This window comes from Lysobacter sp. 05T417 (assembly GCF_056396405.1).
The window spans coordinates 258763-280691 of sequence record NZ_JBFTLK010000008.1; the positions used below are offsets into that span (position 1 = coordinate 258763).

The 21929-nt window shown below is 68.0% G+C and carries 15 protein-coding genes, 1 tRNA gene and 1 pseudogene; 10 read left to right on the forward strand and 7 right to left on the reverse strand.

The window, feature by feature from the left end:
* Positions 1–330 precede the first annotated feature (330 nt).
* The 5 genes and pseudogenes from map (at position 331) to dapE (ending at position 6304) form a co-directional block, all read left to right on the forward strand.
* Positions 331–1107 carry a type I methionyl aminopeptidase gene (gene map / locus AC1DER_RS15975; protein ID WP_441817345.1) on the forward strand — a complete coding sequence of 259 codons (777 nt, stop codon included), beginning with the start codon at positions 331–333 and terminating at the stop codon, positions 1105–1107.
* Positions 1104–3764, forward strand: a complete 2661-nt coding sequence (gene glnD / locus AC1DER_RS15980; protein ID WP_477244838.1) for a [protein-PII] uridylyltransferase — start codon at positions 1104–1106, stop codon at positions 3762–3764. Before map ends, glnD begins: the two co-directional genes overlap by 4 nt.
* A gap of 62 nt (positions 3765–3826) precedes the next feature.
* Positions 3827–4672 (forward strand): annotated as a pseudogene (gene dapD, locus AC1DER_RS15985) (2,3,4,5-tetrahydropyridine-2,6-dicarboxylate N-succinyltransferase); the annotation flags it as partial.
* 130 nt (positions 4673–4802) lie between these two features.
* On the forward strand, positions 4803–5168 hold the full coding sequence (locus tag AC1DER_RS15990) for a Spx/MgsR family RNA polymerase-binding regulatory protein (RefSeq protein WP_441817343.1): 366 nt from the start codon (positions 4803–4805) through the stop codon (positions 5166–5168).
* A 5-nt stretch (positions 5169–5173) separates the two neighbouring features.
* Positions 5174–6304, forward strand: coding sequence for a succinyl-diaminopimelate desuccinylase (gene dapE, locus AC1DER_RS15995; RefSeq protein ID WP_477244836.1), 1131 nt, complete (start codon positions 5174–5176; stop codon positions 6302–6304).
* Between the two features lie 47 nt (positions 6305–6351).
* Here the strand turns inward: dapE and AC1DER_RS16000 are convergent, their stop codons facing one another.
* On the reverse strand, positions 6352–8694 hold the full coding sequence (locus AC1DER_RS16000; RefSeq protein WP_477244834.1) for a penicillin acylase family protein: 2343 nt from the start codon (positions 8692–8694) through the stop codon (positions 6352–6354).
* A 371-nt stretch (positions 8695–9065) separates the two neighbouring features.
* Here AC1DER_RS16000 and asnB point away from each other — a divergent pair, with 371 nt between their 5' ends.
* The gene (gene asnB, locus AC1DER_RS16005) at positions 9066–10760 is read left to right on the forward strand and encodes an asparagine synthase B (RefSeq protein WP_477244832.1); all 1695 of its coding nucleotides are present in this window, start codon (positions 9066–9068) and stop codon (positions 10758–10760) included.
* Positions 10761–10763: 3 nt separating this feature from the next.
* Here the strand turns inward: asnB and hemN are convergent, their stop codons facing one another.
* From hemN to rnk, 4 genes are all read right to left on the reverse strand, one after another.
* Entirely contained in the window at positions 10764–12164 is a 1401-nt protein-coding gene (gene hemN / locus AC1DER_RS16010; protein WP_477244830.1) for an oxygen-independent coproporphyrinogen III oxidase, read from the reverse strand.
* Positions 12165–12243: 79 nt separating this feature from the next.
* On the reverse strand, positions 12244–12906 hold the full coding sequence (locus AC1DER_RS16015) for a thiopurine S-methyltransferase (protein WP_477244828.1): 663 nt from the start codon (positions 12904–12906) through the stop codon (positions 12244–12246).
* A gap of 3 nt (positions 12907–12909) precedes the next feature.
* On the reverse strand, positions 12910–15153 hold the full coding sequence (gene parC / locus AC1DER_RS16020) for a DNA topoisomerase IV subunit A (RefSeq protein ID WP_477244826.1): 2244 nt from the start codon (positions 15151–15153) through the stop codon (positions 12910–12912).
* A 125-nt stretch (positions 15154–15278) separates the two neighbouring features.
* Positions 15279–15695 (reverse strand): nucleoside diphosphate kinase regulator, encoded by a 417-nt coding sequence (gene rnk, locus AC1DER_RS16025; RefSeq protein WP_477244824.1) that lies wholly within the window; start codon positions 15693–15695, stop codon positions 15279–15281.
* Positions 15696–15968: 273 nt separating this feature from the next.
* Between rnk and AC1DER_RS16030 the strand changes: the two genes are divergently transcribed.
* Positions 15969–16053 (forward strand) — tRNA-Leu (locus AC1DER_RS16030).
* Between the two features lie 81 nt (positions 16054–16134).
* Here AC1DER_RS16030 and AC1DER_RS16035 read toward each other — a convergent pair.
* Positions 16135–17373 carry a hypothetical protein gene (locus AC1DER_RS16035; RefSeq protein WP_477244822.1) on the reverse strand — a complete coding sequence of 413 codons (1239 nt, stop codon included), beginning with the start codon at positions 17371–17373 and terminating at the stop codon, positions 16135–16137.
* A 201-nt stretch (positions 17374–17574) separates the two neighbouring features.
* Here AC1DER_RS16035 and rnr point away from each other — a divergent pair, with 201 nt between their 5' ends.
* From rnr to sugE, 3 genes are all read left to right on the forward strand, one after another.
* Entirely contained in the window at positions 17575–19995 is a 2421-nt protein-coding gene (gene rnr, locus AC1DER_RS16040) for a ribonuclease R (protein ID WP_477244820.1), read from the forward strand.
* 48 nt (positions 19996–20043) lie between these two features.
* On the forward strand, positions 20044–20805 hold the full coding sequence (gene rlmB / locus AC1DER_RS16045) for a 23S rRNA (guanosine(2251)-2'-O)-methyltransferase RlmB (RefSeq protein ID WP_477244818.1): 762 nt from the start codon (positions 20044–20046) through the stop codon (positions 20803–20805).
* A 132-nt stretch (positions 20806–20937) separates the two neighbouring features.
* Positions 20938–21255, forward strand: coding sequence for a quaternary ammonium compound efflux SMR transporter SugE (sugE, locus tag AC1DER_RS16050; protein ID WP_441815899.1), 318 nt, complete (start codon positions 20938–20940; stop codon positions 21253–21255).
* Here sugE and rnt read toward each other — a convergent pair.
* Positions 21247–21906, reverse strand: a complete 660-nt coding sequence (rnt, locus tag AC1DER_RS16055; protein ID WP_477244815.1) for a ribonuclease T — start codon at positions 21904–21906, stop codon at positions 21247–21249. The genes sugE and rnt overlap by 9 nt on opposite strands.
* Positions 21907–21929: the final 23 nt, after the last annotated feature.

Consider the following 21929-nt stretch of genomic DNA (forward strand, 5'->3'; position numbering starts at 1 on the left):
TCCAAGGCAGTGGAACCGGCCGCCGGGTAGGGTATGGCGGCTGCCCTCGGCGGTGCCGGGGGCAATGGTTCCGGGGTTGGGCCTCCCCGCTGCGTCCGTGACCGAACCTGGCGGTCCCGAAGGACCGCAGGCACCCCGGCACGAAGGGTTGCAGCGGGTGTGTATTCGCCTGCTCGGGGCCTGCTGGCCCGGTTGCTGCGCCCGGCGTGGGCGATTGGAAAGGCACGAAGACCCCGCCAAGCCGCGGGATTGTAGCTGGAACGGGCGGTTACGGGCAAGCTGGGGCTCGGTTGGACCCTGAACGGGCCGCAGATAGGCGATAATGGCGCCATGGCCATCACCATCAAAACCCCCGAAGAGATCGAGAAGATGCGCGTCGCCGGCCGCCTGGCCGCCGAGGTCCTGCAGATCGTCGCCCCGCATGTGAAGGCGGGCGTGACCACCGAGGAACTGGACCGCATCTGCCACGATCATATCGTCAACGTGCAGAAGGCAATCCCGGCCAACGTCGGCTATAAAGGTTTCCCCAAGACCGTGTGCACCTCGGTCAACAACGTCATCTGCCACGGCATCCCGAGCCCGGGCAAGGTCCTCAAGGACGGCGACATCGTCAATATCGATGTCACGGTCATCAAGGACGGCTGGCACGGCGATACCAGCCGCATGTACCTCGTCGGCGAGCCGTCGGTCATGGCCAAGCGCCTGGTCGACGTGACCCGCGAGGCGATGTTCCGCGGCATCCGCACGGTCCGCCCGGGCGCGACGCTGGGCGACATCGGCGCGGCGATCCAGCAGTACGCCGAGGGCGAACGCTTCAGCGTCGTGCGCGAGTACTGCGGCCACGGCATCGGCCGGATCTACCACGAAGACCCGCAGGTGCTGCATTACGGCCGCGCTGGCGAAGGGCTGGTGCTCAAGCCCGGCATGACCTTCACCATCGAGCCGATGATCAACGAGGGCGCGCGCCACACCAAGCTGCTGCCCGACGGCTGGACCGTGGTCACCAAGGACCGCAAGCTTTCGGCGCAGTGGGAGCACACGGTGGTGGTCACCGACGACGGCGTCGAGATCCTGACCCGCGTGCCCGGGGACGACAACGACCTATGACCGCTCCGGTCGCCGACGCCGGGTCCAGCGCAGGAGGATCCTCCGCGAGACCGGCGGCGAGACCGGCGGCGGAGCCCGGTGAGCAGGCGGCTGCCATCCGCAGCGCGCTCGCCGCGGTAAGCGCCGGCCTGGCGCAGCGCTTCGACAGCGATCCCGACGCCGACATCGACCGCCTGCTGCAGGCGCGGACCGGCGCGGTCGACACCCAGGTGCGTGCCGCCTGGGCCAGTTGCCTGCCGGCCGGTGCGCCGTTGGCGCTGTTCGCGGTCGGTGGCTACGGCCGCGGTGAACTGTTCCCGCAATCGGACATCGATCTGCTGGTGCTGGCCGAACCGGAGGCGCAAGCCGCGCACGCCGAGGCGCTGGCCGCATTCGTCGCGCTGCTCTGGGACGCCGGCCTGCCGGTCGGCCACGCGGTGCGTTCGGCCGCGCAGTGCACCCAGGCCGCCGCCGACATCACCGTCCTCACGGCGATGCTGGAAGCGCGCCCGCTCATCGCCACCGTCGAGGACATGCATGCCCTGCAGGTCGCCACGGCGCCGAGCCAGGTATGGCCGGCGCGCGAGTTCTTCGGCGCCAAGCGCGAGGAACTGCGACTGCGCCATGCCCGCTACGACGACACCGCCGACAACCTCGAGCCGAACCTGAAAGAAGGCCCCGGCGGCCTGCGCGACGTGCAGACGCTGCGCTGGATGGCGCTGCGCATCGTCGGCACCGGCGACCTGGAGTCGCTGGTGGCGATCGGCCAGTTCGGCGCCGACGAACTGGCCACGCTGGAACGCGAGCGCCGCGCGCTGTCGCGCCTGCGCTTTGGCCTGCACCTGGTCGCGGGCAAGCGCGAGGAGCGCCTGCGCTTCGACTACCAGAAGCTGCTGGCCGAACGGCTGGGCCATGTCGACAATGCCGACAACCTCGCCGTCGAACAGATGATGCAGGGCTTCTACCGCAGCGCCGCGCTGGTGCTGCGCATCGGCGAGCGCCTGCTGCAGCGCTTCGAGGAGCAGATCGAGGGCGAGACGGCGCCGGTCGCCATCGACCACGCCTTCGAACTGCGCCGCGATTACCTGGCCGCGCGCGACCCGCAATGGCCGCGCGATGCCTACGACGTGTTCTCGCTGTTCGCGGTATGGGCGGCGCACGATGCGGTGCGCGGGCTGCATTCGCAGACCGCGCGCGCACTGGCCGAAGCGCTGTCGCGGATCCCGGCCTTCCAGCAGGCCGAACCGGCGCTGCGCGAGCGCTTCATCGCGCTGCTGCGTGGACCGCACCCGGTGCACGCGCTCGAGCGCATGGCGCGGCTGGGCGTGCTTGGCCGCTGGATCCCGGCGTTCGCCAAAGTCTCCGGGCGCATGCAGTTCGACCTGTTCCATGTCTTCACCGTCGACCAGCACACGCTGGCGGTGCTGCGCAATCTGGCGCGCTTCGCCTCGGGCATCGTCGATGAGCGTTTCAGCATCGCCCACGAAGTCTGGCCGCGCCTGCGCAAGCCGGAACTGCTGCTGCTGGCCGGCCTGTTCCACGACATCGCCAAGGGCCGCGGCGGCGATCATTCCGAGCTCGGTGGCGAGGACGCGCGGATCTTCTGCAGCACCATTGGCCTGTCGCGCGCCGACACCGCACTGGTCGAGTGGCTGGTGCGCCAGCACCTGCTGATGTCGGTGACCGCGCAGAAGCAGGACATCGCCGATCCGGAGGTGATCCACCGCTTCGCCGGCAAGGTCAACGACCGCGAGCACCTCGATCATCTTTACCTGCTGACCTGCGCCGACATCGCCGGCACGTCGCCCAAGTTGTGGAACGCATGGAAGGACCGCCTGCTGGCGGACCTCTACACCGCCACGCGCCTGGCCTTGCGGCGCGGACTGGAACATCCGGTCGCCGGCCTCGAGCGCGCCGGCGAAACCCGCGACGCCGCGCGCGCCATGCTGGCCACGCTCGGTTTCGGCGAGGAGGAAGTCGACCAGCTCTACGCGCGCATGCCCGAGATCGGTTTCCAGCGCAGCCGTCCCGACCAGATCGCCTGGCAGGCGGCATCGCTGCGCGGCGTGGCCATCGGCGAGACGCGCGTGCGCGCCCGTGCCGTGGGCGAGCACGCCGGCGCGCTGGAAGTGTTCGTGCACTCGGCCGACCGCGACGGCCTGTTTGCCGCGATCGTCGCCACGCTCGACCGCCTCGGCCTGGCGATCCAGCAGGCGCGCGTGCTCGACGGGCCCAACGCGATGATCTTCGACAGCTTCGAAGTGGTGCCGATCGACCCGCGCTGCCCGCCAGGCATCGATGAGCTCGAACAGCGCCTGGCCGCGGCGCTGGACGGTCCGCTCGACCGCATCAAGCCGACCCGGCGCACGCAGCCGCGCCACCTGCGCCATTTCCGCATCAACGCGCAGGTCGGATTCGACACCCTCGGCGACGACGCACGGACCATGCTCAGCCTGGTCTGCACCGACCGCCCGGGCCTGCTTGCCGACGTCACCCAGGCGATCCGCAGCCAGGGCCTGCGCGTGCACGACGCCCGCATCGCCACCTTCGGCGAGCGCGCCGAAGACGTGTTCCAGCTCACCTGTACCCAGCCCGACGGGCGCGATGGCGCGCTCGATGAAACGCAACAGCAGGCCCTGCGCGATGCGCTGCTGGCCTGCCTTGAAGGAGATCGTTGATGAGTTCCGAGAAGAAGCCCGCCCGCAAGACCACCCGCAAGGCCGTGCGCAAGAAGGTTGCGCCGAAGGGGCCGGGTATCGACGAACTGAAGTTCATGATCGACAGCGCATTCGAGCGCCGCGCGATGCTGACCCCCGACGAGCTGGAAGGCTCGACGCGGCCGACGGTGGAGCGGGTGATCTCGGGCCTGGAGAGCGGCGAGTTCCGCGTCGCCGAACCCGACGGCAAGGGCGGCTGGACCGTCAACGAATGGCTGAAGAAGGCGGTGCTGCTGTACTTCCGCGTCAACGACATGCAACTGGTGGAAGGCTATCCGGCGCCGGCGTGGGACAAGGTGCCGGCGCGCTTCGAAAGTTTCGGCGAGGCCGATTTCCGCAAGCTCGGCGCGCGCGTCGTGCCCGGCGCGATCGCACGCCGCGGCTGCTACATCGGCAAGGACGTGGTGCTGATGCCGAGCTTCGTCAACATTGGTGCGCACGTGGGCGAGGGCACCATGGTCGATACCTGGGCCACGGTCGGTTCGTGCGCGCAGGTCGGCAAGCACTGCCACCTCTCCGGTGGCGCCGGCATCGGCGGCGTGCTGGAGCCGCTGCAGGCCTCGCCGACGATCATCGAGGACCATTGCTTCATTGGTGCGCGCTCGGAAGTCGTCGAAGGCTTCGTCGTCGGCCACCACAGCGTGATCGGCATGGGCGTGTTCCTCGGCCAGAGCACGCGCGTGTACAACCGCGCCACCGGCGAGGTCAGCTATGGGTCGGTGCCGCCGTACAGCGTTGTCGTCTCCGGCCAGCTGCCGGCCAAGGACGGATCGCACTCGCTGTACTGCGCGGTGATCGTCAAGCAGGTCGACGCCAAGACGCTGTCCAAGACCAGCATCAACGAGTTGCTGCGCGGCTTGGCGGACTAGGTCTGACAGCCACCCGAACCCGTCATTCCCGCGCAGGCGGGAACCCAGTGACTTACGCCGTTGACGCATCGAGTCGCTGGGTCCCCGCCTTCGCGGGGACGACGATGTACAACGAGCAGGATCGAAAAAGATGACCACTCTTTACGGCCTCAACAACTGCGACACCTGCAAGAAGGCGCGCAAGTGGCTTGACCGCTTCGGCCTCGGCTACGCCTTCGTCGACTATCGCGACGAGCGCCAGTCGCCGGAACAACTGGTGGAATGGAAGGACCAGCTCGGTGGCTGGGACGCGATGATCAACAAGTCGTCCACCACCTGGCGCGCGCTGCCCGACAACCGCAAGACGCCGGGCTCCGATGCCGAGTGGAAATTGCTGCTGAAGGAGTACCCGCAGTTGATCCGCCGCCCGCTGGTGGTGAGCGACGACGGCAAGGTCAGCCAGGGCTTCAGCGACAACGGCTTCAAGCAGCGCTTCGGAGTCGGTGCGCTGGGATGATTGCGATGAGCGACGTACTCGACCTCACCTGCGACCTCATCGCCCGCGCTTCGGTCACTCCCGACGATGCCGACTGCCAGGCGGTGATCGCCCAGCGCCTGCTGGCCGCCGGATTCCGTTGCGAGCACATGCACTACGGCGATGTCGACAACCTGTGGGCCGTGCATGGCGGCGATGGTCCGACACTGGTGCTGCTCGGACATACCGACGTGGTTCCGCCCGGTCCGCGCGATGCCTGGGCCAGTGATCCGTTCCAACCGCAGATCCGCGACGGTGTGCTGTACGGACGCGGCGCGGCCGACATGAAAGGCAGCGTCGCGGCGTTTGTCGTGGCGCTGGAACGTTTCGTGGCCACCCATCCCGATCATCCGGGCCGGGTCGCACTGCTGCTGACCTCCGATGAGGAGGGCGATGCCGTCCATGGCGTGCGCCGTGTTGCGCAGACGTTCCGCGCGCGCGGCGAGCGCATCGACTGGTGCGTCACCGGCGAGCCGTCATCCATGGTGAAGCTGGGCGACCTGCTGCGCGTGGGCCGTCGCGGCACGCTGTCGGCGAAGCTGACGGTGCACGGCGTGCAGGGCCACGTGGCCTACCCGGACAAGGCGCGCAACCCGATCCACCAGGCCGTGCCCGCGCTCGCCGAGCTGACCGCGCGGCGCTGGGACGAAGGCTACGAGAGCTTCCCGCCGACCAGCCTGCAGATCAGCAACATCCACGCCGGAACGGGCGCCAACAACGTGATCCCGGGCGAGCTGGAGGTGTTGTTCAATCTGCGCTTCAACCCCAGCTGGAGCGCCGAACAGCTCGAGCAGCAGTGCGAAGCGGTGCTGCAAAGGCACGGGCTGGAGTTCAGCGTGCGCTGGCAGCGTGGGGGCGAGCCGTTCTATACCCCGGAAGGCGCGCTGCGTGCCGCTGCGCGCGACGTGCTTGGCAAGTACTGCGGCGTCGCGCCGGAGGAAAGCACCGGCGGCGGTACTTCGGACGCGCGCTTCATCGCGCCGCTGGGTGCGCAGTGCATCGAGATCGGGCCGGTGAACGCGTCGATCCACAAGGTCGACGAGCACGTCGCCGTCGCGGATCTGGAGGCATTGCCGGGTCTGTATCTGGCGCTGCTGGAACGGATGCTGCTGCACTAGCGACCAGGCCCCTCTCCCGCATTCGGGAGAGGGACGAGTGCAGTCCCTTACTGTGGCGCCAGCTTCAACGTATGCCGTGTCTCACCCGGCAGGAACGACGTTGGCCGGCCGTGCACCCAATCGTCATGACCGGCACCCCAGAACGGCGACAGCAGGTGACCGCTCTGGCCACCGGGCATGTGAATGATGCCGTCGGCCTCGTGGCCAGGCGACACCACCATGCGCTCGGACGCACCGAAGTTGGGACCCTGCACGCGCGGCATGCCGCTGTCGCCGGGCAGTTCGTCGGCGGCCATGCACAGCACCGGCTTGGCGAACGCGGGCAGGGCGCGGCTCAGCGGATGGCAGATCTTCGCGGTGTTGCGTTCACCCCATGTGCGCTGGGCAAGCGGGCCCTTGCCGGCAAGTTCATCGCGAACGTCGCGCGCGGCATCTTCGAACAGCGCATCCCACGAGGCGAACCGGCGCGGCAGCAGGTTGGCAGGGCGTTGCGTCACCAGCGGCCAGGCCACGCCTTCGAAATGCGACAGGTTGGGCATCTCGAAGTCTTTGCCCAGTGCTGCCTGTGCCGGCGCGGTGAGGCCGTCGAGCAGGCGGTCGTGCACGGCCAGGCGCCAGGCGCGGACGACGCGGTAGCTGACCGAGTCGGTGCTGGCGTGGCCCTGCCAGGTCGGCGATGCGGCAGCCAGTTCGTGCAGCGCCGGTGACTTCTCCGACGCGCCCTGGTCGCGCAGCAATTGCCACCAGCGGCTCAGGAACAGTGCGCGGTCGTCGAGCTGGATCGCCAGCAGGTCGCGTTCGCTGAAACGCTGTTTGGCGAACAGGTCGTCGCGGATCTGCCGTGCCCGCGCGCCATTGGCGTAGCCACCGTCGCCGACACGCGCGAGCAGGGCGCCATCGACGACGCGGGCGTTGGCGCTCCACATGCGCTGCACGGTGCCGGCCGGCAAGGCGATGCCCGACGCGGTGGTGATCGGCCACGGCGGGCACGTCGCGGCATCGCTGACGGTGGTGGCGGTGCAACTGGCCTGGCGCACCGGCACCGGGCCGAGCAGGCGCCAGGTGATGCGGCCGTCGCGACCGCCGATGGCGAGGTTCTGGCCCGGGATCGCCGTGTGGTCGGCCATCTGCAGGGCATCGTCGAGCGAGTGCGCGTGCAGGAAGTTGGCCAGTCCCAGGTTCATCGAACCGGGCTGGTGCGCGACCCAGCGCAGGGCCAGGCCACTGCCATCGGGCTGGCGGAACAGGATCGGCCCCCATGCGGTTTCATCGACCGGGAACTCGACATCGGCCTGGCCGGCAACACGGATGTGCTCGACGTTGCGGGTCACGCCTGCGCACGGCTCCTTGCAGGCCGGCTGGCGCTGCCAGTCGAGCCAGTCGCCATAGCTGTTGGTGAAGCCCCAGGCGACCTGGCCGTTGCTGCCGACCACCAATGCCGGCAGGCCCGGCAAGGTGAAGCCGGTGGCGTCGACGCGGCCGTTGGCGGCACGCGGTTCGGCGTAGCGCAGGCGCGCACGGAACCAGATGTTGGGCGCGCGAAGGCCAAGGTGCATGTCGTCGGCGACGATCGCGCGGCCGTCGGCGGTGAGCTGGCCGGATACGGCGAAGTTGTTGCTGCCCACGTCGGAGCGCTCGGGCACGTTGGCCGGGCGGTCGGCGGCCGAGGGCACCGGCAGCGTGCGCAGGTCGAGTGTCGCCGCGTCGGGCAGGGTGGCATCTCCGCGCGGCCGGCCGGCCAGCGGTGCGTCCCAGCTGCTGCCGTCGTGATCGAGCAGCGCGTACAGCGCCGCCGGCACGTGCGGCTTGAGCTTCCACATCGCCAGCTCGCGCGCGTTGCTGGCGTCCTGCAGGTCGAAGTACATGGCGTAGCCGGCCAGCGCGGAATCTTCCAGGCGCCACGGCTCGGGCTGCGTGCGCAGCAGCAGGTAGGGCCACGGCCGCACCTTCAGTGCCGCCAAGCCGGCGTTGACGCCATCGACGTAGGCCTGCGCCATCGGCCGCTTGTCGCCGAGGACCGCGTCGAGATGGGCGCTGACGCGCGCGCGCATGCGGTGCACGCGGCGCTGCTTGTCGGTGTCGATCGCGGCCGGGCCGAACAGCGCCGACAGCTCGCCGGCCGAGGCGCGGCGCAGCAGGTCCATTTCGAAATAGCGTTCCTGCGCATGGACGTAGCCGAGCGCGCGCATGGCGTCGGCCTCGTTGGCGGCGTCGACGGTGACCACGCCGAGTGCGTCGCGCTGGATCGAGACGGGCGCCGACAGGCCGGGCAGGGCGAGTTCGCCGTCCAGGCTGGGCAGGCTGCCGCGCATCAGCCACCAGATCGCGACGGCGATCGCCACCAGCAACAGCAGCAGCACGAGCAGGCTGCGTTTGATCACTTTCTTCATGGTCCCCATCGATGGTTTGTTTCCCCGCACTAGTGTGGCGCAAATGCGGGGGGGCAAACTGGCCGCTCGTCCTGTCGCGTGCCCTTCGCGGGGAGGGGCTTGCAAGTGGCCGCGACCTGACGCAGGATCGGTCCATGTCTTCCGTCCAGGCCCTTGCCCACGCCACCCGAGCCGCTCAGCGCGGCGGTGCGCCCGTGGCCGGCCTGAACAATAACAACCGCAATAACGCCAGCCTCCCGCGGGCCGGCGATTAGCGCGCACAAGACACGCTAACTCGCTCACGAAGCCCGCGCCAAAAGCGCGGGCTTCTTCGTTTTGCCTCCGCGCCACCCATTCCCGCCCACGAAACAAGCCCACCCAGGAGTCCTCCCATGTGTTCCATCCTCGGCATATTCGGCCTGCAACCCGGTGACGACGCGCAGGCGCTGCGCCGGCGCGCACTGGAGCTTTCGCAACGACAGCGCCACCGCGGCCCCGACTGGAGCGGCGTCCACCTCGACGACGACGTGATTCTCGTCCATGAGCGCCTGGCCATCGTCGACCCGGCCGGCGGTTCGCAGCCGCTGCACTCGGCCGATGGCGAGCTGGCGCTGGCGGTCAACGGCGAGATCTACAACCACCGCGAGCTCGAACAGCAGCTGCGCCAGCCCTACGCGTTCCAGACCGCCTCCGACTGCGAAGTCATCAGTGCGCTCTACCGCGAGCGCGACGACACCGCCGCCTGGCTCAACGAGCTCAACGGCATCTTCGCTTTCGCGCTGTGGGATGCCGGGCGCAAGCGCTACCTCATCGCGCGCGACCCGATCGGCGTGTGCCCGCTGTACTGGGGCCACGACCGCGACGGACGCCTGTGCGTGGCTTCGGAAATGAAGGCGCTGTGCGACGTCTGCGCCGATGTCGCCCAGTTCCCGCCCGGCCACTACTACGACAGCGCCAGCGGCGAACTGGTGCGTTACTACATCAAGGCCTGGCGCGACTACGACGCCACCCAGGGCGTGGCAGTGGACCGGCAGGAACTGCGCGAGGCCTTCGAGCGCGCCGTGCACCGGCAGATGATGAGCGACGTGCCGTACGGCGTGCTGCTCTCGGGTGGACTGGACTCCTCGCTGGTGGCGGCCGTGGCGGCGCGCTACGCACGCAGGCGCATCGAGGACGACGATGCCAGCGAAGCCTGGTGGCCGCGTCTGCACTCGTTCGCCATCGGCCTGGATGGATCGCCCGACCTGGCCGCGGCCGAGATCGCGGCCAAGGCGCTGGGCACGGTGCACCACGGTTTCACATACGCGTTCGAGGAGGGCCTGGATGCGCTGCCGGAAGTTATCCGCCACATCGAAACCTACGACGTCACTACCATCCGCGCCTCCACGCCGATGTTCCTGCTGGCGCGGCGGATCAAGGCGATGGGGGTCAAGATGGTGCTTTCAGGCGAGGGCAGCGACGAAATCTTCGGCGGCTACCTGTACTTCCACAAGGCGCCCAATGCGCGCGAATTCCACGAGGAGACCGTGCGCAAGATCGACGCCCTCCACAACTACGACTGCCTGCGCGCGAACAAGTCGATGATGGCCTGGGGCGTGGAGCCGCGCGTGCCGTTCCTCGACGTCGAGTTCATGGACGTGGCGATGCGCATGGACGCGCGCCACAAGATGGCCGGCATCGGTCCCGATGGCGTTCGCCGCATCGAGAAGTCGATCCTGCGCGAAGCCTTCGACGGTTACCTGCCCGAGTCGATCCTGTGGCGGCAGAAGGAACAGTTCAGCGATGGCGTCGGCTATGGCTGGATCGACGGACTCAAGGCGCACGCGCAGGCGCAGGTGAGCGACCGCGTATTCGCCGCGGCCGCCAGCCGCTTCCCGGTCAACCCGCCGCAGACGAAGGAGGCCTACCTGTACCGCCACATCTTCGAGCAGTTCTTCCCCAGTGCCGCATGCGCCGAGACCGTGCCGGGCGGCAAGTCGATCGCGTGTTCGTCGCCGGCGGCGATCGCCTGGGATGCGGCGTTCGCGACCATGGCCGATCCGTCCGGGCGCGCGGTCGCAGGCGTGCACCAGGCGGCATTGGGGTGACCCTCAGACCGCCTTCGAGAACTGCCTCGATGCGGCCGCCGCCGGCTCGTGAAGGTAGCGATCGAAGCACGCCGCGATGACCCGCAGCAGCAACCTGCCGCGGGCAGTGGCAAGGATGGCGCTGGTCGACACCTCGACCAGGCCGTCGTCGCGCAACGGTTGCAGGCGCTGCAGCGCCTGCGCGAAGTAGTCGGCGAAATCGATGGCGTGCCGGCGCCCGGTCGCGGCGATGTCGACCGCGCCGTGGCACATCAGCTGCTGGATGACGTCGGCGCGCACCACGTCGTCGGCGTCCAGGCGCATGCCGCGCCACAGCGGCAGGCGACCGTCATCGATGGCGCTTTCCCAGCTGGGGAGGTCACGCGGGTTCTGGCTGAAACTGGCGCCGACGTGACTGATCGCGCTGACGCCCAGCCCGATCAGGTCGCTGTCGGCGCACGTGGTGTAACCCATGAAATTGCGGTGCAGGCCGCCGCGCGCCTGCGCCCGCGCGAGGTCGTCGCCCGGCAGGGCGAAATGGTCCATGCCGATGTAGATATAGCCCGCCGCGCCGAGGCGCTCGATCGCCTGCTGCAGCAACCCGAGCTTCACCGGCGCTGACGGCAGGTCCTCGTCGCGGATCTGCTGTTGCGGGCGAAACAGTGCCGGCAGGTGGGCGTAGCTGTAGACGGCCACGCGATCCGGGCGCGCGCGCAGGACGGTGTCGAGCGTGCGCCCGAAACCCCGCGTCGTCTGCAACGGCAGGCCGTAGATCAGGTCGACATTCACCGAGCGCAGGCCGTGCCTGCGACAGGCCTCGATGATCGCCAGGGTCTGCTCGACGCTCTGGATCCGGTTGACCGCCTGCTGCACCGCCGGATCGAAATCCTGGACGCCCAGGCTGGCACGGTTGAAGCCGGCCTGCGCGAGGCGACCGATGTCTTCGGCCGACACGAAGCGCGGATCGAGCTCGATCGAGCAGTCGCGTTCGCCGTCCGCGGCCAGGGTGAAGTGCCGGTCGATCACGTCCAGCAGCTCGGCAATCTGGTCGGGTGCCAGGAAGTTCGGCGTTCCCCCGCCCAGGTGCAGTTGCGTGACCGGGCGATCGCGATCGAACAGCGCCGACATCATCGCGATCTCGCGGTACAGCCGGACCAGGTAGGCGTCGCCGCGGGCGCGGTCGCGGGTGATGATGCGGTTGCAGCCGCAGTAGAAGCAGGGGCTGCTGCAGAACGGGACGTGCACGTAGAGCGACAGCGGGCGCGGGATGGGGTCGCCGTTGCTGATGTTCGCCATCTCGCACAGTTCGTCGGCCTGGAAAGCGGCGGAGAACTGGGGGGCGGTCGGGTACGAGGTGTAGCGCGGCCCGGGGCGGTCGTAGCGGCGGAGCAGGTCGGGATCGAAGGCGAGGGTCGGCAGGGCCATGTGCACAGGCTAGGCCGCGAGCGCCCCGGCCGCCTTGATCCGGGTCAAGTCAGGCCGGTTTGCACCGTGCTGCCGGCCGTCAGCTGCGGCGCTGGTCGATGCGGTAGACCGCGGTGTCGAGTGCGCTGACGCCTTCTTCGACGAACTTCGGCTGTTGCGCCAGGATGTCGCGCCGTTCCAGCGTGGTCACATTCCACGCGCGACCGTACAGTTCGCGCACTTCGTCCTCGCCGACGCTGAACGGCGGGCCGTCCTTCTCGTGCTGCGGGTATTCCAGCGTGATCACCAGGCCGCGGCATCCGGCCGGCAGCCTCGGGTAGACCTCGTCGACATAGCGCCGACGCAGCGGCGCGGGCAGGGCGATCAGGGCGGCGCGATCGAACACCGCCGTGCAATCTGCCAGCACGGCCGCATCGAGCGCGAAGGCATCGCCGCAGATCAGCTCGATGCCGCCCGCGCGGTAGTGAACCCCGTAGGTCGACTCACTGACTTCAGGCTCCAGGCCATGTTCGTCGAAGAATTCCTCGACCGCGATGCGCGACAACTCGACCCCGAGCACACGCAGTCCCTGCGCGGCGAACCAGACCATGTCCAGCGTCTTGCCGGCCAGCGGCACGAACACGCGACTGCCGGCAGCCACCTGCAACGACGGCCAATGCTTGAGCAGCAGTGGCGTCGGTTTGTCCTGGTGGAATCCGATCTGCTTGTCGCGCCAGCGCTGGTGCCAGAAGTCGGGTTGCATCGCCTACTCGACCGACAACCCTTCCACCTTCTGCCAGCCGCGCGGCAGCAACCCGCCACGCGTGGCGCGTGCGCCGACGTAGGCATCGAGATCCTTGAACGACAGCGACATCGTGCGTGCGCCGGATCTCACCACCAGCGTCGCGCCCGGCGCCACCACCGCCACCGCGACCACGCGCTCGGTACCGAGCTTGGCCTTGGGGATGTCGATCAGCTTGTTGCCCTTGCCCTTGTCGAGCTCGGGCAGTTCGCCAACCGGGAAGGTGAGCAGGTGGCCGACATTGGTCACCACCGCGATCCGTCCCTGTTCGCCGTCGGCAACCAGTGCCGGCTGGATGACATTGGCGCCCGGGGTCAGCGACAGCATCGCCTTGCCGGCCTTGTTGCGGCCGGTGAGGTTTTCGAAGCGGGTGACGAAGCCATAACCGTGCGTGGAGGCCAGCACGAAGCGCTGGTCGTTATCGCCACTGGCCAGGGCCTGGAACGACGCGCCCGGCGCCGGCGAGAAGCGGCCGGTGAGCGGTTCGCCATTGCCACGCGCCGACGGCAGCGAGTGCACCACGGTCGAATAGGCGCGGCCGGTCGAATCGAGGAAGGCGACCTGCTGCGTGCTGCGGCTGCGGGTCGCGGCCAGCAGTTCGTCGCCGTCGCGGTAACTCAGGCCTGCCGCGTCGATGTCGTGGCCCTTGGCCGCGCGCACCCAGCCCTTGCCGCTGAGCACGACCGTCATCGGCTCGCTGGCCACCAGCTCGGTCTCCGACAACGCCTGCGCGGCGCCGCGTGCGACCAGCGGCGAGCGGCGCTCGTCGCCGAACTTCTTGGCGTCGGCGATCAGCTCGTCCTTGACCAGTTTCTTCAGCTTGGCCTTGCTGTCGAGGGTGGCGACGATGCGCTCACGCTCGGCTTCCAGTTCGGCTTCCTCGCCGCGGATCTTCATCTCTTCCAGGCGCGCGAGCTGGCGCAGCCTGGTCTCGAGGATGTAGTCGGTCTGCTCGTCGCTGAGCTTGAAGCGCGCCATCAGCACCGGACGCGGTTCGTCCTCGCTGCGGATGATCCGGATCACCTCATCCAGGTTGAGGAAGGCGATCAGCAGGCCTTCCAACAGGTGCAGGCGACGCTCGACCTTTTCCAGGCGGTTCTTGAGGCGACGCGTGACCGTGTCGGTGCGGAACGCCAGCCACTCGCTCAGGAAGGCCTTGAGTCCCTTCACCTGCGGTCGGCCGTCGAGGCCGATCACGTTGAAGTTGACCCGGAAGCTCTTCTCCATGTCGGTGGTCGCGAACAGGTGGCCCATCAGCTGTTCGGCGTCGATGCGGTTGCTGCGCGGCACCAGCACGATGCGCGTCGGGTTGGCGTGGTCGGACTCGTCGCGGATGTCTTCCAGCCACGGCAGCTTCTTGGCGCGCATCTGCGTGGCGATCTGCTCGATCACCTTGCCCGGCGATGCCTGGTAGGGCAGCGCGGTGATCACCAGGTTGCTGCCGTCCTTCACGTACACGGCACGGGCGCGCACGCTGCCCAGGCCGGTTTCGTACATGTTCAACAGGTCGGCGCGCGGGGTGATGATCTCGGCAGCGGTCGGGTAGTCGGGGCCGAGCACGTGCTCGCACAGATCGCGCGTGGTCGCGTCCGGATCGTCGAGCAGGCGCAGGCAGGCGCTGACGACCTCGTTGAGGTTGTGCGGCGGCACGTCGGTAGCCATGCCCACGGCAATGCCGGTGGTGCCGTTGAGCAGCAGGTGCGGCAGGCGCGCCGGCATCCAGGTCGGCTCTTCCAAGGTGCCGTCGAAGTTCGGCGTCCAGTCGACCGTGCCCTGGCCCAGTTCACCCAGCAGCACTTCGGCGATCGGGGTGAGCTTGGACTCGGTGTAGCGCATCGCCGCGAACGACTTGGGGTCGTCGGTCGAACCGAAGTTGCCCTGGCCCTCGACCAGCGGATAGCGGTACGAGAACGGCTGGGCCATCAGCACCATCGCCTCGTAGCAGGCGCTGTCGCCGTGCGGGTGGTATTTGCCGATGACGTCGCCGACGGTGCGCGCGGACTTCTTCGGCTTGGCGCCGGCGTTGAGGCCGAGCTCGCTCATCGAATAGATGATGCGGCGCTGGACCGGCTTGAGGCCGTCACCGAGGAAGGGCAGGGCGCGGTCGAGCACCACGTACATCGAGTAATCGAGGTAGGCGCGCTCGGCATACTCGCGCAGGGGGATCTGCTCGAAGCCGTGGAAGGCCGGACGGACGGTTTCGTTCATGGGGATGGCGATACGAACCTGGAATGAGTCGTTGGGCCGATTTTAACCGCGCACGATGGCGCGGCTGTTGGCCGGGTCGCATGTTCTGCCTGCGCCGTCGCACTGCGAGCGACGCAGGGCGGCGGTCAGCGGTGCGCTTCGCCGTTGGCTTCGGGCGGGTTGCGCACCGACAGCACCTGCAGGCGGGCGGTGCGGCCGCCCGGCAGCGGCCATTCGATCGAGTCGCCCACGTGCAGGCCAAGCAGGGCGCTGCCGATCGGCGCCAGGATCGAGACCTTGTCGGCGCTGCCGTCGGCGTCGCGCGGGTAGACCAGGGTCAGCTCGTGCTCTTCGCCGTCGGTCTCGTCGCGGAAGCGTGCGGTCGTGTTCATGGTGATGACGTCGGCCGGCATTTGCGCCGGCTCGACGACTTCGGCCCGTTCCAGCTCGGCTTCCAGCGCCGAGGTGTCGATGCCCTCGGCGATCGGCAGCTCGAGCAGGGCCTCGATGCGCTCCACGTCCAGGCGCGACATCAGCAGGGGCGGGGGACTCGGGTGGTTCATGGATGGGTCTCCAATAGCAGCGCGGGCGACGCACCGGGTGCGTCGCCCGCCATTTAGTGATGTACGGCGACCATAGCCCCGAATCCGGAAGGCGGCAACCGGGGCATCGCGGCCGGGTTCATTGAAGGTCCACGGAGCTCGTCTGCGGATGCCGGCGTTCGGCGGGATGACGGGCCGGCAACGCGGATTCAAAAAATTTGTCACAAGGCGTTGACAAGGTGCCCGCCGCAACGCAACATACGCGGCCTCGCACGGCGCAAACCGTTGCAGAGAGCCCAGGTGGCGGAATTGGTAGACGCACTAGTTTCAGGTACTAGCGGGTAAAACCGTGGAGGTTCGAGTCCTCTCCTGGGCACCATTCATTCAGGGTTTACCACCCTCACAAAAACCCCGCCCCGGCGGGGTTTTTGCGTTTTACCGCCGCGATGAGATGTCGCGCTCAGGGTTGCACCGGATAGTGCAGCAGGACCTTGACGCCGGTCCACCAGTCCTTCCGCCCGCCGGAGAAGATCGTTCCCAACGGCGTCTTCCTGGTCCAGTAGTCGAAGTGGATCCCCCTGTTGAGCGTCGGAATGTCCTCTGCGCGGATGCGGTAGTACATGTACCCATTCTCGTACTTCGCTTCATGGACCCGGTCCGATGAGATTCTCGTGTCGACATACGTGTTGACCTTGCCGCCTGCCGAAATCAGCACGTCGAACCGGTTGGGGGAGTAGAGCGGGAACTTGCCGGCCGGGCATCGGATTTCGATGACGTCCGATCCGCTTTGAATGTTCGCGTCGCAGATGCTCGTGGACTCGATGACCGAACGTCCGCGGGTGGTCCTGATCGTTCGCCAGGGGGTCAATCCGCTGTCGTCCCTGACGGTCTGTGTATTGAAGAATTCGTTTTGTGCGGCGTCGCTCTGGGCAAAGTCGCGCTCGCAGCCGGGTTCAGCGGCGCGCCTGGAGCGCGTGGAGCCGAAGCACGTCGCAAACGACGCCGAGAATCGGCGCGCGGCCGGTGCATTCCCCAGATAGCGGGGCTCGGTGATGCGGCCGGGCTGGAAAATGAAGGGCCCGGGATTGGCGCCGGCCCGGCTGCCGGCACGGTAGTGCGGATTCGGGATCGTCTCGCGAACGTGGAATCGCGCGGGAGAGGAGCCCCGGACGTGTTCGAGCACTTCCACGTCGACGATGCGGTGGTTCTCGACGACGTCCAGTCCCACCCATTCGCGCTGGTGTGGATACCTCAGGAGCGTATTGGTCAGTTGCGCCTGGGCCTGGGGGTGGGCCGCGGCTGCATGTTCGAGCGACGCAATGGTCGAATACTCGAAGTTGCCGGCCTCGATGCGGTACCGGTAGCCGACGAAGGGCCCCCTGTCACCGCCGCCGGCGGCGTAGTAGGCAAGCATGGCGTTCTGGAAGAAGTTCAGGTCCCGGTCGTCGGTGAACGATATGAAGCGGAACTCGTTGGTCGGGTTGCTTCCGGTGTTGATGTAGGCATCCAGGTCGATGTTGGCGGTTCCCCGGGCGCGGAACCCGTCCCTGAATATCTCAGCGGGAGGGCGGCTGTCTGATCGATAGAGGTAGGCGGGGCGGTCCTGGGCTGCCACTGCGGCACTCAGCAGTAGCAGAGCGAGGAGAATCCAGCGGGCAATGGGAGGGCGACGTCGGGTTGCGTCCGTGGGTTTGTGCATGTTTTCTCTTCCTGATTGGCGGGGAGGGGGCACGTGCCTGAAAAGTCGACACCGGGTCCTCGTCCATCGGTCCGATTTCCAGTGCGTTGCCCCATCGGAGTTAGGCCTTGGCGCGGCCGGAGAGAACATGGGGAAACGCCCAGGAAGCGGGCAGGGATTTACCGCGACACCGAGTTCATCTCGATGTGCGACCATGTCTGAATGAGTAAAAAACCCCCCAGTCGCGGCAAGTCCGGCTCCAAATCCGCCTCGCGCAAGTCGTCCGGCGCCCCCACGAAGACGGGTAAGCCCGGCGGGGCCGGCAAGCCCGCCAAACGCCCCGGCTGGCTGCCCGAGCCGCCGCCCAATTTGCCGGCCCGCGCCGGAGGCGGCGGTGGTCGCCAGGGCGGATTCCACGATCCCCACGCCGAGCGCGAAGCCGCCCGTTACGCCGAGCCGATCGCCAGCCGCGAAGTGATCCTGCAACTGCTGGCCGACGCCGATGGCCCGATGCCCGCCGAGGAACTGGCCGAGCGCCTGGAACTGTCCGCGCCGGAGCGGTTCGACGCCCTCGGCAAGCGCCTTGGCGCGATGGTTCGCGATGGCCAGCTGCTGCGCAATCGCATGGGCGAGTTCCTGCCGGCGCAGCAACTGGCGCTGGTGCCGGGCGTGGTGATCGCCAACCCGGACGGCTTCGGCTTCCTGCGCCTGGAAGGTGGCGGCGATGATCTGTTCCTGCCGCCGATGGAAATGCGCAAGGCCATGCACGGCGACCGCGTGCTCGCCAGCGTCACCGGCGTGGATCGCCGCGGCCGCCGCGAAGGCGCGATCACGCGCGTGCTCGAGCGCCGCCTCAATCGCCTGATCGGGCGCTTCGTGCTCGAGGCCGGCATCAGCTATGTCGTACCGGACGACCGCCGCATCCAGCGCAACGTGCAGATCCCGCCGGACGAGCGCCTTGGCGCGCAGAACGGCCAGCTGGTGGTCTGCGAACTGCTGCAGGCGCCCGATCCGCAACGACCGCCGATCGGCCGCGTGCTGGCGGTGCTCGGCGATCGCCTGACCGCCTCGCTGGCGGTGCAGGCGGCAATCCACGGCCATGAGATCCCGCACGAGTTCCCGCAGGACGTGCTCGACGAAGCATCGGCGGTATCGCTGACGGTCGACGCCGCCACTGCGGCGCAGCGCGTGGATTTGCGCCAGCTGCAACTGGTGACCATCGACGGTGAGGACGCCAAGGACTTCGACGACGCGGTCTATTGCGAGCCCAACCGCGACGGTTTTCGCCTGGTGGTGGCGATCGCCGACGTGTCGAGCTACGTCCGTCCCGGTACGCCGCTCGATGACGAGGCGCAGAAGCGCGCAACCTCGGTCTATTTCCCCGGCTTCGTCGTGCCGATGCTGCCGGAGACATTGTCCAACGGCATCTGCTCACTCAACCCGAAGGTCGACCGCCTGTGCTTCGTCTGCGACATGCAGGTCGACAGGAATGGCGAGGTCACCGGGTCAAAGTTCTACGAAGCGGTGATGAATTCGCACGCGCGCCTGACCTACACCCAGGTCTGGAACGCGGTCGGCGAGGGCATCGCCGCCGACGCGCGCGAGGAGGCCCTGGGCCAGATCGGGTCGCTGCTGCCGAATGTCCAGCGCCTGCACCAGCTCTTCCAGGTCCTGAAGAAGGCGCGCGAGCGCCGCGGTGCCATCGAGTTCGAGTCCAGCGAAGTGCGTTTCGTGCTCGGCCCGAAGGGCGAGGTCGTCCAGGCCGGCATGCTGCAGCGTAACGACGCGCACAAGCTGATCGAGGAATGCATGATCGCCGCGAATGTGGAAGCGGCGAAGTACCTGCTCGAGCACCACGTGCCGGCGCCGTACCGCATCCACGAACGGCCGCCGGAGCAGAAGTACGCCGACCTGCAGGAGTTCCTCAAGGAATTCAAGCTGCGCATGCCGCCGTGGAGCAAGGTCGAGCCGCGTGACTTCACGATCCTGTTGAAGAAGGTGCGCGAACGTGCCGACGCCACGCTGCTCGAGTCGGTGCTGCTGCGCAGCCAGTCGCTGGCGGTGTATTCGCCCGACAACGTTGGCCATTTCGGCCTGGCGCTGGCGGCCTATGCGCACTTCACCTCGCCGATCCGCCGCTATCCCGACCTGCTGGTGCACCGTGCGATCAAGTACGCGCTGACCGGCGGCCGCCCGGAGAAGTACCGCTACTCGCCCAGCGAAATGGCAGCGCTGACGCTGCAGTGCTCCGAGCGCGAGCGCCGTGCCGACGAGGCCGAGCGCGAGGTCGACGAGCGTTACCGTGCCGCCTGGATGGAGCAGCACGTCGGTGGCGAGTTCGAAGGCGTGATCAGCGGTGTGACCAGCTTTGGCCTGTTCGTCGAACTCGACGATTCCAAGGTCAACGGCCTGATCCACGTGACGCAGCTGCCGCACGACTATTATCATTTCGACCCGATCCGCAAGACCCTCGGCGGCGAACGCACCGGCCGCGAGTTCCGTCTCGGCGACCGCGTCCGCATCGTGGTGATGAAGGCCAGCGTCGAGGACCGCAAGATCGACTTCAAGCTGGTCGAGGAGCGCGGCGCCAAGTCGTTGCCACCGCGCGGACAGCCGGCCAAGCGCCCGAAAAAACCCTACTGATGGACACGCCCGCCCCGGCACTGGCCTGGCGGGCCACGAGAGAATGCAATGAGTCAGAAGCAGTGGATTGCCGGCATCAACGCGGTCGCGGCCGCGCTCGAACACGATGCCGAGCACGTGCGCGAGGTGCTGATCGAGGCGGGCGCCAAGAACCCGCGCATCGTCGAGATCGAAGCCAACGCGCGGCGCCTGGACATCGACGTGCGCCGCGTCGCCACGCAGGCGATCGACGGCATCGTCGGCGACCTGCGCCACCAGGGCGTGGTCGCTCGCTATGCCGCGGCCAAGACCTGGAACGAGAACGAGCTGGAAGCGCTGGTCGAGGGCGCCGAAGGCCGCGCGCTGCTGCTGATCCTCGACGGCGTGCAGGACCCGCACAACCTCGGCGCCTGCCTGCGCAGTGCGGCCGCGGCCGGCGTCACGGCGGTGATCATCCCCAAGGACAAGTCGGTGCAGGTCAATGCGACCGTACGCAAGACATCGGCCGGCGCGGCCGACAGCGTTGCGGTGATCCCGGTGACCAATCTCGCCCGCACGATGCGCGACCTGCAGAAGCTCGGCGTCTGGCTGTACGGCCTGGCGGGCGAAGCCGAAACCTCGCTGTATTCGCTGGACCTGCGCGGCAACGTCGGCCTGGTGCTCGGCGGCGAAGCCGACGGACTGCGCCGGCTGACGCGCGAGAACTGCGACCAGCTGGTGAAGATCCCGATGCCGGGCGCCGGCAGCCTCGGCGTCGAGAGCCTGAACGTCTCGGTCGCGTCGGGCGTGACGCTGTTCGAAGTCGTGCGCCAGCGCGGAGCGTCGAAGTAACGCCTGGTTACATGCGCGACAGCGAACGGTTTGCCGCCCGTGCTACCGTCTCGCCCACACAAGGAAGCGGGGACGACCCCGCCTCTCCATCATCGCAAGGGGACGGCCCCACCTTGGATTGGAGACGTTGTCATGCCCTGGATCATTCTCGTACTCGCCGGCCTGTTTGAAGTGGGCTGGGCGATCGGCCTCAAGTACACCGAGGGTTTCAGCCGGTTGTGGCCGACGGTCGGCACGCTCGCGGCGATGGCGATCAGCCTGGGCCTGCTCGGCATCGCGATGAAGTCGCTGCCGGTCGGTACCGCTTATGCGATCTGGGTCGGTGTCGGTGCGGTCGGCACCGTGATCCTCGGCATCGTGCTGTTCAACGAGCCGGTGAATGCATTGCGTCTTGTCAGTGTCGGCCTGATCGTGGCCGGACTGGTCGGACTGAAGCTGGCCTCACCCTGAGATCGGCGCGGCGCCCGGTAGTGGCGTCGGCCAGGCATTGACGATCTTGCAGAACAACTGCGCGGTGCGCTCGGTGTCGTACACCGCCGAGTGCGCCTCTTCGCCGTTCCAGTCGAAGCCCGCGGCCTGCACGGCGCGGGCGAGCACGGTCTGGCCGTAGGCGACACCGGCCAGCGTCACCGTGTCGAACACGCTGAAGGGATGGAACGGGTTGCGCTTGTGGCCACTGCGCGCGACCGCGGCATTGAGGAAGTTCAGATCGAAGTGGGCGTTATGGCCGACCAGGATCGCGCGCTGGCAGCCATGCTTCTTTGCCGCCGCCCGCACCGGCGCGAACACGGCCTCGAGCGCGGCGCGCTCGGGCAGGGCATTGCGGAAGGGATGATCGACGTCGATGCCGGTGATCTCCAGCGACTTCGGGTCGATCTCCGTTCCCGCCGCAGGCACCACATGGCTGCTGGTGATCTCGCCGACCACCAGCAGGCCATTGGCATCGAGGTCGATCGGCGCCACCGCGATCTCGAGCAGCGCGTGCCGGTTCCAGTCGAAGCCGCCGGTTTCCACGTCCACGACGACCGGAAGGAAGCCCCGGAAGCGGTTGGCGAGCGTGGGAGTGGCGGGGGAAGCGGGGGGAGCGCCGGCGTCAGTCATGACAAAAGCCTAGCAGACGCGCA